The sequence below is a fragment of the Nostoc sp. genome, from assembly GCF_036916985.1.
Lineage (GTDB): Bacteria > Cyanobacteriota > Cyanobacteriia > Cyanobacteriales > Nostocaceae > Nostoc.
In genome coordinates this window covers 31,910-44,496 of the sequence record NZ_JBALFD010000031.1, presented here as the reverse complement: position 1 = coordinate 44,496, position 12,587 = coordinate 31,910, and the positions used below count along the sequence as shown (strand labels likewise).

General features: G+C 42.6%; 13 protein-coding genes. 6 read left to right on the top strand and 7 right to left on the bottom strand.

Features of this window, described 5'->3' with window-relative positions; translation table 11 throughout:
- Together V7L07_RS12230 and V7L07_RS12225 are read left to right on the top strand one after the other, a co-directional pair.
- On the top strand, positions 1-911 hold a 911-nt coding region (locus V7L07_RS12230), incomplete at its 5' end, for a tetratricopeptide repeat protein (protein WP_335058096.1).
- A 226-nt stretch (positions 912-1,137) separates the two neighbouring features.
- Positions 1,138-1,335 carry a hypothetical protein gene (locus V7L07_RS12225; RefSeq protein ID WP_334696435.1) on the top strand — a complete coding sequence of 66 codons (198 nt, stop codon included), beginning with the start codon at positions 1,138-1,140 and terminating at the stop codon, positions 1,333-1,335.
- Positions 1,336-1,706: 371 nt separating this feature from the next.
- On the opposite strand, the gene V7L07_RS12220 is transcribed toward V7L07_RS12225, so the two are convergent.
- Entirely contained in the window at positions 1,707-2,189 is a 483-nt protein-coding gene (locus tag V7L07_RS12220) for a DUF4385 domain-containing protein (protein WP_335058093.1), read from the bottom strand.
- A 77-nt stretch (positions 2,190-2,266) separates the two neighbouring features.
- Between V7L07_RS12220 and V7L07_RS12215 the strand changes: the two genes are divergently transcribed.
- Together V7L07_RS12215 and V7L07_RS12210 are read left to right on the top strand one after the other, a co-directional pair.
- Entirely contained in the window at positions 2,267-2,734 is a 468-nt protein-coding gene (locus V7L07_RS12215) for a VOC family protein (protein ID WP_335058091.1), read from the top strand.
- 28 nt (positions 2,735-2,762) lie between these two features.
- Entirely contained in the window at positions 2,763-3,059 is a 297-nt protein-coding gene (locus V7L07_RS12210; protein WP_335058089.1) for a hypothetical protein, read from the top strand.
- 69 nt (positions 3,060-3,128) lie between these two features.
- Here V7L07_RS12210 and V7L07_RS12205 read toward each other — a convergent pair whose 3' ends face one another.
- Entirely contained in the window at positions 3,129-3,818 is a 690-nt protein-coding gene (locus tag V7L07_RS12205; protein WP_335058088.1) for a Uma2 family endonuclease, read from the bottom strand.
- Positions 3,819-3,881: 63 nt separating this feature from the next.
- On the bottom strand, positions 3,882-4,643 hold the full coding sequence (locus V7L07_RS12200; protein WP_335058087.1) for a class I SAM-dependent methyltransferase: 762 nt from the start codon (positions 4,641-4,643) through the stop codon (positions 3,882-3,884).
- 6 nt (positions 4,644-4,649) lie between these two features.
- Between V7L07_RS12200 and V7L07_RS12195 the strand changes: the two genes are divergently transcribed.
- Positions 4,650-5,468: a class I SAM-dependent methyltransferase gene (locus V7L07_RS12195; RefSeq protein ID WP_335058086.1), complete on the top strand. Its 819-nt coding sequence runs from the start codon at positions 4,650-4,652 to the stop codon at positions 5,466-5,468.
- 254 nt (positions 5,469-5,722) lie between these two features.
- Complete coding sequence (locus tag V7L07_RS12190) at positions 5,723-7,987, top strand: cation:proton antiporter domain-containing protein (protein ID WP_335058082.1); 2,265 nt, start codon at positions 5,723-5,725, stop codon at positions 7,985-7,987.
- A gap of 288 nt (positions 7,988-8,275) precedes the next feature.
- Here the strand turns inward: V7L07_RS12190 and V7L07_RS12185 are convergent, their stop codons facing one another.
- The 4 genes from V7L07_RS12185 to V7L07_RS12170 all read right to left on the bottom strand — a co-directional run bounded on the left by V7L07_RS12185 (position 8,276) and on the right by V7L07_RS12170 (position 12,512).
- On the bottom strand, positions 8,276-9,712 hold the full coding sequence (locus tag V7L07_RS12185) for a TolC family protein (protein ID WP_335058080.1): 1,437 nt from the start codon (positions 9,710-9,712) through the stop codon (positions 8,276-8,278).
- 116 nt (positions 9,713-9,828) lie between these two features.
- A complete protein-coding gene (locus V7L07_RS12180) occupies positions 9,829-10,500 on the bottom strand; it encodes an ABC transporter ATP-binding protein (RefSeq protein WP_292847700.1) in 672 nt (223 codons plus the stop codon).
- 410 nt (positions 10,501-10,910) lie between these two features.
- The gene (locus V7L07_RS33460) at positions 10,911-11,171 is read right to left on the bottom strand and encodes a four helix bundle protein (RefSeq protein ID WP_442936050.1); all 261 of its coding nucleotides are present in this window, start codon (positions 11,169-11,171) and stop codon (positions 10,911-10,913) included.
- 60 nt (positions 11,172-11,231) lie between these two features.
- Positions 11,232-12,512, bottom strand: coding sequence for an ABC transporter permease (locus V7L07_RS12170; RefSeq protein ID WP_335058078.1), 1,281 nt, complete (start codon positions 12,510-12,512; stop codon positions 11,232-11,234).
- Positions 12,513-12,587: the final 75 nt, after the last annotated feature.

The following is a 12,587-nucleotide window of genomic DNA, read 5'->3' as shown; positions in this document are numbered from 1 at the left end:
GGAAAGCCGCTACCCTCAACAATATGGCAGGGGTAATCGCCCAACAAGGGGACATACCGAGAGCGATCGCACTCTGGGAGCAATCCTTGGAAATATTTGAGCAGATTGGCGATGTCAAAGGGAAAGCCGCTACCCTCAACAATATGGCAGGGGTAATCGCCCAACAAGGGGACATACCGAGAGCGATCGCACTCTGGGAGCAATCCTTGGAAATATTTGAGCAGATTGGCGATGTCAAAGGGAAAGCCGCTACCCTCAACAATATGGCAGGGGTAATCGCCCAACAAGGGGACATACCGAGAGCGATCGCACTCTGGGAGCAATCCTTGGAAATAAAGGAGCAGATTGGCAATGTCAAAGGTAAAGCCGCTACCCTGGCAAATATGGCTTATTGGGCAGGTGAAACTGGAGATAAACCTAAGCAATTGGAACTAAATCTACAAGCTGTTTCAGCACTTACACAGGTTTATGCATATAGTGATTTGGTAACAGTTCTGAGTAATTTAGGCGTAACAGATGAAAGTAACGGTTTAGTTTACCTAGCTCAAGCAATCTGGTTGACGCTGAGAATTCAAGCACCTTTAGGACAAACCATTAGACTTATCCGTGCTTTATATAATAGAGTTCCTCAAGGCGATGAACTAGAAGCTGTGCTAGGAGCAACGGCAATTTTCTTTTGCAGCAGCCGAGGTGAAGGTAATCCGCAGTTAGAGGAACTTCAGGAGGATAGTTTCAAAATTATATTAGGTGCGGCAAGTGCCCAAGGAATTGAAACACAGGAAGCTTTCGATACTTGGCTTACCCAGCAAATTGATCCAGAATATTTCCTCCCTCGACTCAATCAACGCCTAGAGGAAATAGTCAGCGATGGGTGGTTGTTTGATCGCAGTCAAGTTTCAATGGGTGAATAAGGGGAGATGGGAGCGATCCCATTTTTGCTGTGTTGCTGAATCTTTAATCTCCAAAGCGCGATGTTTTCTCTGCGAGACGCTACCCGTAGCTTGCTTTTCCGTAAGAGTACGATAGGTTGTTGGGTGACGCATTTCTTACCCACCGCTATCTGAAATTAAGTCTCAAGATAGTGTGTACCTCACCATAAAAAACTTAAGCTTGGCTTATAAGTTTGGGGAAATAGTGATGAATAAAGAAACAGTTCCTAATCAAGCTGAAAAGTCGAATCCAGAAGGTGAGGCATTACAATTAAGTCCAGAGCTACTCGACAAAATCAAACACCCTCGGAGAATCGACGATGTTATCCGGGAGCAATCACCAGAAGAACGTAAAAGTAACCCAGCTTTAGTACCAGAAATGATTGACGATGCAAGTGATGATTGATTGGGTTTGCGAAAGAATAATGCAAAAGTTCATGTAGTAATTTGTTGCTATCCAGATCCCCGACTTCTTCAAGAAGTCGGGGATCTAAATTCAGTTTCATGAAGTGATATTCCGTAGTTGTTCACTCTCTCCCCATAAATGAGAGTTTGCCTTGCAAGTAAAAGGTATTTTTTCACAGTTGGCTTACCCAGCAGGATTTTAGGGTGTGAATGAATGTACTGTTGCCAGTCCATAGTTTATACTCCGATATAAAGAAAAGACGCGATAAATCGCCGTCTCTACAATAATCAATCTTTTGTAGAGAGGGCGATTCATCGCGTCTCTTGTCTTAACCGAACATGATATGATTCCTAATCGCCAGGTATATTTATTTACAAAGGTGAGATATTGTCATACATCTGCTTATGTTTGGCTAAAAGCTCTTGATATTTCTCATTTGTCTTTGCTTGTAACCACTTAGCTTTAAATATTGCTGCTGATTCCGCTTTCACGGGGTCTACTTCATAAGGAAGAATTTCTTTTTTGGTATCTGAAGTTTCCGAATTTTGTTTATATTTCCTGCCACTTTTATGATTAGCATAACGGCGAGAGCGAGTATAACCCATTTGGATAAACTTCCGTGCCATATCCGCACCAACAAAATCATCTTTATCTAAATAATCAAGAAACATCTCATAAATTTTTTCACTCGACTCTCTAGCAATCTCAGGAGTTTTAAACCGCCAGTAAGGAAGAATTTCTGATTTGTATGGTTCTACCAAAAGTACACCCTGCTCACCCTTGCCAACACGATAGAGTTCAGGATGTTGGCGAAAATCAATAACTTTAAAGTCTAAAGAATAATCAAAAGCCATGATAGGTTTTTATTAGAAATAGTAAGCTTTAAGAAAAAAGTTCAACTTCTATCTTAGTAAAGAGATTTTGTTCTACTATGCTATCCAGCACCCAATCCCTAAACAATGTCCTTGCGCCAGGAAATCTGCGTAAAGTACATCATATTGCCCTCAATGTCCAGGATATGCAGGCTTCCCGCTACTTTTATGGCACAATCCTGGGTTTGCACGAACTCACAGGCGATGAAGTACCTGCAACTCTCGTGGAACTTGTCGCATCTGGGAAAGTAGCCAACTTCATCACCCCAGATGGTACAATTCTGGATTTATTTGGGGAACCCGATTTAACACCACCAAACCCAGACCCAGAAAAGACCTTCACTAGAGCCTACCATCTAGCCTTTGACATCGATCCGCAGTTATTCGATCGCGCGGTGACAGTGATCAGAGAAAATAAAATAGCGATCGCACACGGCCCAGTCACTCGTCCCACTGGTAGAGGAGTGTATTTTTATGATCCAGATGGCTTTATGATTGAAATTCGTTGCGATCCAGAAGCTAGTTAAATTAGGGGTAATCACAAAAGTATCTACTATGACCGCAAACCTCACGCAAATATTTCAAGTAATTGAAGACGCGATCGTAAAACCGCCAATTCCACACGAACCATACAAGCACTCATTGAAAGCTTGGGCGATGTATTGTTTGCGAGACAAAGGTTTTATCGTCGTTTATGCTCAAAATGCTGACTTTGCTATTGAAAGAAAACGTGCAGAAAAGTTATATTTTAAAGTTTCAAATAGCCCCGATGATTTAGATAGTTCTCTTAGCTGGATTGTTTGGGATAGTGTAACCAAAAGCGCCAGTCTCATTCCTCAAAAAATAGACTGATGCCAAAATAATCATCAAATATTTCCCTGACTCTTGTTAGCGCAGCGGGGCGTAGCCCATTCTGACTAACTATCTTCCTTGCTCAGACAATTGCTGCACAAATATTTGATGTTCTGGCAAATTTAATCCCAATTGCAACGTAGCCAATACTTGCAGCATATTGCCAGCAAGTAAATCAGACATTGACAACCACAAACCGGGAAATACTTGACTTTTGATAATTCCATCTGCGTCCACTTCTAAGGATACATATTCTCCTTGTTGCAGGCGAAACCAATCTAATTTATTTTCAAATATTTGCCAAACAATATATTCTTTTACCCCATTACGACCATAAACTTTTTTCTTGTCATGTAAATCAATAGCAACACTGCTAGCTGCTATCTCTATTACGAGTTCTGGCGCACCTTCGATGTAATCATCACTACTCAAACGAGATTGTCCTTGAGATGTTGGTGTAATTAATAGCACTCCATCTGGTTGCGGTTCATTGTCTCTATCTAAGCGGACTGTTGGCTCAATTCCCAATCTCACACCAGGAGTGGCAATTTGGTAAGTCCATAACCAACCAATTACATGACCATGTGGTTCAGCATGACTTTCAAAGCGTAACGGGGATGCCAAGTATACAATTCCTTCAATTAATTCTGCCTTTTGATGACGGGGCCTTGCTTGATAGCGTCGTTCAAATTCGTAGCGAGTGAGGCGATCGCCATTTTCTAAAGGAGGAATTCGCTGCTTGAATGATAGGTTGACCATGATTTTCTGCTCTGGCAAGGAGTCTTACTTTATTATATTTTTCTACAGACACACCGCCCAAGCTCATTTTGTCAATAAATCGCTAGAATCAGGTTTCTCAAACACCATTAAATGCTGTTGAGGTAACAAGTTTTTAGTTTCACGCCAAACTAAACCAACAGCTTGCATTTCTTTACGGACTTGCTTTTGAGTCATTTTGTGCAGACCTTTAATCATAATAAAGGGATTTTCACCCCGATATTCAACCAAAACCACTTGACCACCTGGTTTAAGTGCTTTCACAATTCCTTGCATCACTTCTTGGGGATACTCAAGTTCATGGTAAGCATCCACCATCAACGCCAAATCGATACTTTCAGATGGTAAATTGGGGTCGCTAAGGGTTGCTAAAACAGGCTCAACATTGGTGATATTTTTCTCTTTTTTGAACAAATCAATGATTTCTAACATTTCTGGCTGAACATCTACAGCCAACACCTTACCTGTTGTTAATAACGGCGCGATGCGAAAGCTGAAGTAACCTGTTCCAGCGCCAATATCGGCCACTACGTTATTAGATTTCAGATTGAGGGCGTTAACTACTTTAGTTGGCTGTTCCTCTCCCTCTCGGCTGGGACGTTCTAGCCAGCCAGCGCCGGTGTATCCCATCACTTTGGCGATTTCGCGCCCCATGTAATATTTGCCGATACCATCTGGACTGTGGATTATCCGTTGTTCGTAAACACTGGTGGATGAAGTCGCGGCTTGTGCTGTCAGGGTTGGATTCAGCAGCCAGCAACTCAACATCACAATAAAAGTTACTATAAAGTGGAGAAAATTTGACATTTGGTTATGACTGATCTAGATAGCTATAAACAGCAACTAAAAGAATTTTATGGTAGTAGAACAACTTATGATCATGAAAAAGATACTCGCCATCCTCTAGAAGCCAAACTTCTACTTGAATTTGTTCCACTACATTCGGGACAGAAAATTCTTGATGTGGCAACTGGAACAGGTTTAGTTGCGATACCCGCAGCTGAAAAAGTTGGTTCAGAGGGCTACGTGATTGGGATTGATATGACCCCTGAAATGTTGCATCAAGCAAAAAAAAAGATTGCCGCAGCAAAATTACAAAATATTGAGTTGATTGAGGCTGATGCCGAATATTTTAACTTTAGTGATAGTAGTTTTGATGTTGTCTTTTGCTGTGAGGCAATTGTACTTTTTCCTGATATTCTTGCGATTTTACAAAAGTGGCATCGCTGCTTGAAAAGCGGAGGGTTTATAGCATTTACCTGTCCTCCCGAAACTGCTTTTATGGCATCTCTTCAGCAGAGTCTCTGCGCGAAAGTTTTGGGCGTATCGTTACCACATATCCTCGAACCATTGGGGACTCCAGAAAAATGTCACGATTTGCTTAATCAGGCAGGTTTTAGAGATATCGAAATTAAGATTGAGCCATCAGGACGTTATCGACCTCTTAAGAATAACGGGTTATCTTGGACAGCAATTAATATTAATTTTAAAGGTAATCCCCTGTTGTCAACATTATCACCAGAACAATTAAATCAGTTGCAAGTTGAGTACCAAGCTGAAATTGAGAAACGAGCAACCGAGCAAGGGATTTGGGAAGACACTACAAAGCTCTTTGTTCGCGCCAGAAAATAGGTTGACGATCAAAACTTTACTCCTGACAACTTCGGGCGATCGCGCACAATCATCTTGCCATTAATACATACCCATCTCCAAAAATCAATTATGGGTTGCCCGAAATCCTTGGTAGGCAAAATTCACGAATTGTAGCCTATATCATTTTTACCAAATGTCTAAGGATAATGACAGTTTAATCTCATAGGCCGATGTGAAAGTAAACATTTTCAGGATTTACTTAAGCAACCCCTTTAAACCAACCTTTGGACATTATGCAAAACCTGTCCCTGATATTAGTGCCTGTACTCGCTGCACAGAAAGTAGCAGGTGATGGTGTAATTAAACCTCTCGGTCATCATGAGTTGCTGTTGGTGCTAGTACAACTGTCACTGTTGCTTTTGGTAGCGCGGGGATTAGGTGAGTTGATGCGCCGGATTAACCTACCGCCTGTTGTTGGAGAACTACTGGCAGGTGTGTTACTTGGCCCTTCTCTATTTGGCTTGCTCCTTCCAGATTTACAAGCACAAATCTTTCCCAAAAGTCAAGAACAATCTAATTTACTTTCGGTGATTTCTTGGTTAGGTGTGTTATTTTTGCTGATTGTGACTGGGTTGGAAACGGATCTCAAGCTGATTCTTCGTAAGGGTAAAACGGCTCTACTCATCTCGCTGGGCGGAATTATTGTCCCCTTTATCACCGGATTTGGACTGGGCTGGCTATTACCAAATAGTTTTTTAGCCGACCCAGAAAAGCGATTGGTATTTAGTCTGTTTATCGCCACAGCCATGAGTATTTCAGCAGTACCAGTGATTGCAAAGGTGCTGATGGACTTAAACCTGATTCGTCGTGACATTGGTCAAGTCACCTTAGCTGCGGGGATGACTGACGACACCATTGGCTGGATTTTACTTTCTGTGGTTTCAGGTCTAGCTAGTAGCGGCAAATTTGACTTTGGGACAATTTTTCATTCTGTGAGTGCGGCTATATTGTTTCTCGCGATCGCCTTCACAATCGGGCGTACTATTGTAGATCAAATTTTACGCTGGGTTGATGACTACGTTGGTGGCATCGCCGCTAGTATCTCGGTTGTGCTGATTCTTTCGCTCTCAGCCGCAGCACTTACCCACGCATTAGGTTTAGAAGCAGCATTAGGTGCTTTCGTCCTGGGGATTCTAGCAGGTCAATCCCGCCGCTTTAGCAATGAAGCCGGACACATGCTAGAAGTCTTCACAGCAGCCTTTTTAGCGCCAATTTTCTTTGCTTCAGCTGGTTTAAAAGTTAACTTGCTAACCTTGTTAGTCCCCCAAACATTGATATTTGGCTTAATTGTTCTCACTGTCGCCTGTGTTGGCAAATTTACAGGTGCTTACATCGGTTCTCGCGTCGGCGGCTTGAGTCACTGGGAAGGTTTGGCGATGGGTTCGGGGATGAATGCTCGCGGGGCGATGGAAATTGTTGTTGCCACCATTGGTTTATCTTTGGGAGTGCTGAATCCCCAAATGTACTCGATTATTGTGATGGTAGCGATCGTCACTTCCTTAATGGCTCCGCCCCTTTTGCGCTGGTCTTTGTCAAAAGTAGTTATGGGTGAAGAGGAAGCTCGACGTTTAGAACAAGAAGAACAAGATAGCCGCAGCTTTATCAAACAGATTCAGCGTGTCTTAATACCTACTAGTGGTGGCCCCAACATCCAACTGGCGGCGCAATTAGTCGGTTACATGGCTCACCAAAACTCGATAGAAGTTACCTCTTTATATGCCCTGAGTGATAAGCAACCTCAAAGCAAAGCCCGCCGGACGGAGGCAACCCAGGTTAAAGATACTGCTGCCGAGCAAGCTCTAGCTTCTGTTACTGAGGAAATGCAGCTGCCGACTGATACCACCCTACAAACAAAAACGGAGTCTGGGCGTAATAAAGCGGAAGTAATTCTGAATGAAGCCAACAAAAATTATGACTTAATTGTATTGGGAGCTTCTGAACAGATCCGCCCCCAGAAAGCATTATTTAATTTGCTTGTTGACCGGGTTGTACAAGAAGCGCCTTGTGCAACGATGGTGGTGAAGTCGCACTTACCCCAACCCAAAGGCGAGATATGCAAAATCCCTCAACAACAACTGAAAAAAATTCTCGTGCCAACGGTGGGGACAGAATACAGCAAAAATGCCGTGGAGATGGCAAGTACGATCGCAGCTCAAACCGGGGCATTAGTGATGATTGTTAACGTGATTAATTTACCACAGGTTGAGTATATTCTTTATGAACAGCGATCGCTAAATCCAGTCAAGGAAATTGCCCACGATCTGCTCGAACAGCAAGCCGCAATTGGCCGTAATCTGGGTGCTGATGTCAAAACCTATATTCTTCAAGGAACCAGTCCTGAAAGAGAAATCCTCAAGTTTGCCCAAACCCAAGAAGTTGACCTAATTATTCTCGGAAGTAGCATCCGCATGGTTACAGGTCGCGTTTTCTTCGGTCATAGAGTGGATGCAATTTTGAGTAAAGCCCATTGCCCTGTAGCAGTTATTACAGTGCCATAAGAGTGCTGAGTGCTGAGTGCTGAGTATAAACCCAGTTGCTTCAAGGCGTAAAAAAGAATTGTTTTGACGTAGCACTGCTACGTCAAAACAAAGTTTCTGGATAACGCATATTTACTTTCACCAGATGTCTAATGATTTGACCGAAAACGACTCATGATACAAGCCCCTAAATTTCTTTATGGGGATCATTAATTTTGAATTTTGTTAGCGCAGCGTTAGCGAGTCATCGAGCGTCATTTTGAATTCGGAGCGTTCGCCCTTGGCGTCTCGTAGAGAAGCGACGTGACCTTAACGCGAAGCTCTGGAAGTGACTGATTTTTGCAAATTAGCTAAAGCGCGATTGTAATCCAAAATAGCTGTGACTCGATTACCTTCTGCTCTTGTCAGGTCATTTTCAGCAGAGATTACCTCTGTTTGAGTGCCTACACCAGCTTGAAACCTCAGCCTTGCTAAATTCAGGGCTTCTCTGGCTTGATTTAAAGCCACACTAGAAGTTTGCACATTATCTAAATTAGATTGCAATTGAGAGTAGTACTGTTCTACATCAAAGCGAATTTGGTCGCGCTGGGTAGCAAATTGAGTCTCTGCGATCGCAATATTAGCTTTCGATTGAGCCGCACGCGCTCTTGCTGCGCCCCCATCAAACAAAGTTAGACTTCCTTGAATTGCTGCGGAATACCCATCAGTAATGCTGACGCCATCGTTATACCGATCTAGCACGTTATAGCTGCCTACCAAACTGATTTGTGGCCCTAGCTGTGAAAGTGCCTGTCTTCGCTGTTGCTCGTAAATATTACGTTGTGCTAAAAACTGTTGTAATTCTGGACGATTTTGAAACGCTTGGACAATACTTTGTTCTACTGTCTCCGGCCAAAGACCCGACAATTCTACGGGATCTGCGGCACTGATATCAACTGACTGCGACAAACTTAACAAAGTAGCAAGCTGACGACGGGCAATGCGCTGCTGTGAGATAGCATTAGTCAGAACTTGTTGAGCATTTGCTAAATTTACCTGAGCTTGCAGTACATCAAACTGCGTACCTACTCCAGCACTTAGTCGAGCTTGAGTATCCCGCAAACTAGCTTGGGCATTTTCCACAGCAGACCGATTAATTCTTACTTCTTCATCGGCTTGTTGCAAATCGTAGTATTGAGTGGTGGCATTCAACCTAATTGTGAGAGACTGACTTTCAACATTCAATTCATCTACACGTAGTTGTTCTTCAGCTGCTCGGATAGTTGCCTCTCGATTCCCGGAAGTATAAGCATTATAATTCAGTTGTGCTGAACCATTGAAAGAAGTGCTGGGTTGAGATGGATTGCTAACAAAACCATTACCACTGTTGGTTAGATTACCATTGATTCCCAGAGTAGGAAATAAGGCAGCTTGAGACTCGCGTAGAGATGAACGACTGCGTTCTAGCTGTAATATGGCTACCTGTAAGTCTCGATTGTTGCGTTGTGCTAGTTCCAAAGCTTGTGCCAAAGTGATTGGCACAGTTCCCTGAATCTTTACTTCCTCCGGTTTGGTAGGAAATTGGAGAGGATTCGGATTGGGGTTGAGATAATCAGGAGCCGGTACAGAACTTGAGGAATTCTGCGGTTTTGGAGGAGTTGCAGCCCTGACTGGATTTAGAAAAAGAATAGCGATACTTGACGGCAAGGCTACAGCCAATGCGACACTAATCCAGGTAGAATGCACGAAAAACAAGCTGAAATTCATAATCTAGATGTAGTCATTAATTGGGTTTCTTTGAGGATAAAATCAAAGTTTTCATTCTGATTAACCTACAGAATTTTGAATTGTAAATCTCCCCTCAAATGGTTGATATTAACAAATTAGCCGACAATCAAACCATCCTGAACTCGAATAATCCTTCTGGTTTGAGCAGCAATATCTGGTTCATGAGTGACAATCACGATGGTGATTCCCTGGTCATTAAGTTCAGTCAACAAGCTCATTACCTCATGGGAAGTTTCAGTATCTAAAGCTCCTGTTGGCTCATCTGCCAAAACTAATGCAGGTCGATTGACCAAAGCACGAGCGATCGCTACCCGTTGTTGTTGTCCGCCAGATAATTGACTAGGACGGTTACTTATGCGTTCCCCTAATCCTACCTTTTCTAAGGCTTCTAATGCCCTTTCTCGGCGTTTTGCCTTGTGTAAGTTAGCGTAAACCATTGGTAACATCACGTTTTCCAATGCTGTCGCCCGCGCCAATAGGTTAAATTGTTGGAACACAAAACCAATCCTTTGATTACGGATATAGGCTAATTCATCATCATCAAAAGTCGTCAGGTTTCTGCCTTCAAAAATATAGTCTCCAGTTGTGGGACGATCCAGACATCCCAAAATATTCATGAGCGTGGACTTACCGGAACCTGATGCACCCATAATCGAGACGTATTCCCCTTCCTCAATAGAGAGTTGAATTCCCTTCAGTATTGGAACACTAACTTCTCCCAAGTGGTAAGTTTTGGTAATAGATTCCATCCAAATCATTGTTGGCATAAGATGAGTGCTGAGTAATGAGTGCTGAGTAATGAGTGCTGAGTAGTGAGTAATAAGTAGTGAGTAGTGAGTAATAAGTAGTGAGTAGTGAGTAATAAGTAGTGAGTAGGAGTAGGAGTAGCGAGTAGTGAGTGCTGAGAGTTCATTTATAGCCGTAGTCACATAGGTTAGGACAGTGTTGATTGCTCAAAGGCTTGAAAAAACTGGGTTTTTACTTAGCACTCAGCACTCAGCACTCAACACTTTTCTTTAGTGGTAGGGACTGAGTTTTTTTGATGTTTTTGTTTACTAACTGAGATGCGAAGACCGCCAATAATTTTTCCCACTTCTTCTGCTTGATTTAAAAGTTGGTTGAATTTGACTTGATCGAGGTAGCCAACATCTAGAGCTACATAAAGTTGAGAACGCAGTTATGCACAAGATGACTTGGCTATGGAAAGAAACTGATGAAATTCTCCTAAATAACTTCTTTCAAAACCCTCCGCAATGTTAGACATAATAGATACTGCTGCCCTTTGTATTTGTCCCGATAATCCAAAGTCTCTAGCAAACGCGCCCTGCTGAGTAACCTGATAAATATCTCTAGTAAGGATTCTTGCTTTTTGCCAAGCAATCAAATCTTCAAATCGCTCAACTTTACTCATTCTACTGACCATTAAATGAACTCTCATTACTCATCACTCATCACTCATCACTTACTACTCAGCACTCAGCACTCAGCACTCTTAAGCTTAGTCGCTTCTTAAAGCGTTAATTGGATCTAATTTAGAGGCATTCCGTGCTGGAATTACCCCAGCAATTAAGCCAACAGTTAACGAGAGTCCAAAGCCAGCAACGATCGATAAGAAAGAAATTATAAACGGAAATTTGAAAATGCTTGAAGCTATAAAGGCTAATAAAATACCAACTGTCATACCAATACATCCGCCGACAATGGAAATCACGATCGCTTCAGCTAAAAATTGATTGAGAATAGCTGAATTAGTTGCTCCTACAGCTTTGCGAATCCCGATTTCTCGCGTCCGCTCAACTACGGAAACTAGCATAATATTAGCAATACCAATGCCACCAACTACTAAGGAAATTCCAGCGATCGCTACCACCATTACTGTAAACAAACCCACAACACCAGTTAAGGTACTAACAATATCAGCTTGATTAGTCAGCCGAAAATCATCAGCTTGTGGTGGATAAATATTATGACGCAGCCGTAAGAGATTGGTAACTTGAAATTGAGCGGCTTCTAACTGCTCCTGATTAGCGCCTTTGACTAAAATTCCATTTACAGAAACGCCTACCAGGGCATTGTTCCCAACTAGTCTTTTTGACATAGTAGTGAGAGGGATGAAAATCTGGTCATCTCGATCCATCGGCCCCTGAGAACCTTTAGGTTCCATCACCCCAATCACTTCATAAGCCTCTCCCTGAATCCGAATTTTCTCGCCGATGACATTGGCTCCCTGGTCAAAGAGTGTTTTTTGAACTGTAGGGCCAAGAATGGCAAACTGGGCGGCAGTATCTAGTTCTTCTTGAGTAAAATATCTCCCTTGTTGGGGGTGAGTATTTCTGACTTCTGGGTAGTTTAAATCTGTGCCATAAATGGTTGTTGAGGTGTTCTGTCCAGCATAGACAACTTGGGCGCTGCGTTGGAGATAAGCAGAAACCATCTGTGCTGATGGTGCTTGTGTAGCGATCGCTTTAGCATCTTCCCAAGTCAAGGTACTGCTAGAACCGACTCCTTGACGGACATTCCCACTTCTAGCCGCACCCGCCAAGATTTGGATGACATCTGTACCCAATGCTTGTATCTGTTGCTCAACCCCTTTTTGTACCCCTTGACCGACAGAAGTAATGGCAATAACTGAAGAAATCCCAATAATCACGCCCAACATAGTTAGACTTGTGCGTAATTTGTTACTCCACAAAGTCTCTGCCGCCATTGTCAAGATTTCCAGAAACGGTACTGTGCGGGTATTCTTAGTTTTGGAAAAGCCCTTAAATATCTTAAACATAATGTTTTATTGAAAGAAGAATGCAGAATTCAGAATCCAGAATTCAGAATCAATTAGTGGAGGAATTAAACCCAC

Coding starts and splice junctions, on each gene's coding strand:
- V7L07_RS12170 (WP_335058078.1), bottom strand. CDS start 12,512: ATGTTTAAGATATTTAAGGGCTTTTCCAAAACTAAGAATACCCGCACA.
- V7L07_RS12200 (WP_335058087.1), bottom strand. CDS start 4,643: ATGTCAAATTTTCTCCACTTTATAGTAACTTTTATTGTGATGTTGAGT.
- V7L07_RS12215 (WP_335058091.1), top strand. CDS start 2,267: ATGCTATCCAGCACCCAATCCCTAAACAATGTCCTTGCGCCAGGAAAT.
- V7L07_RS12225 (WP_334696435.1), top strand. CDS start 1,138: ATGAATAAAGAAACAGTTCCTAATCAAGCTGAAAAGTCGAATCCAGAA.
- V7L07_RS12205 (WP_335058088.1), bottom strand. CDS start 3,818: ATGGTCAACCTATCATTCAAGCAGCGAATTCCTCCTTTAGAAAATGGC.
- V7L07_RS12195 (WP_335058086.1), top strand. CDS start 4,650: ATGACTGATCTAGATAGCTATAAACAGCAACTAAAAGAATTTTATGGT.
- V7L07_RS12185 (WP_335058080.1), bottom strand. CDS start 9,712: ATGAATTTCAGCTTGTTTTTCGTGCATTCTACCTGGATTAGTGTCGCA.
- V7L07_RS12190 (WP_335058082.1), top strand. CDS start 5,723: ATGCAAAACCTGTCCCTGATATTAGTGCCTGTACTCGCTGCACAGAAA.
- V7L07_RS12220 (WP_335058093.1), bottom strand. CDS start 2,189: ATGGCTTTTGATTATTCTTTAGACTTTAAAGTTATTGATTTTCGCCAA.
- V7L07_RS12210 (WP_335058089.1), top strand. CDS start 2,763: ATGACCGCAAACCTCACGCAAATATTTCAAGTAATTGAAGACGCGATC.
- V7L07_RS33460 (WP_442936050.1), bottom strand. CDS start 11,171: ATGAGAGTTCATTTAATGGTCAGTAGAATGAGTAAAGTTGAGCGATTT.
- V7L07_RS12180 (WP_292847700.1), bottom strand. CDS start 10,500: ATGCCAACAATGATTTGGATGGAATCTATTACCAAAACTTACCACTTG.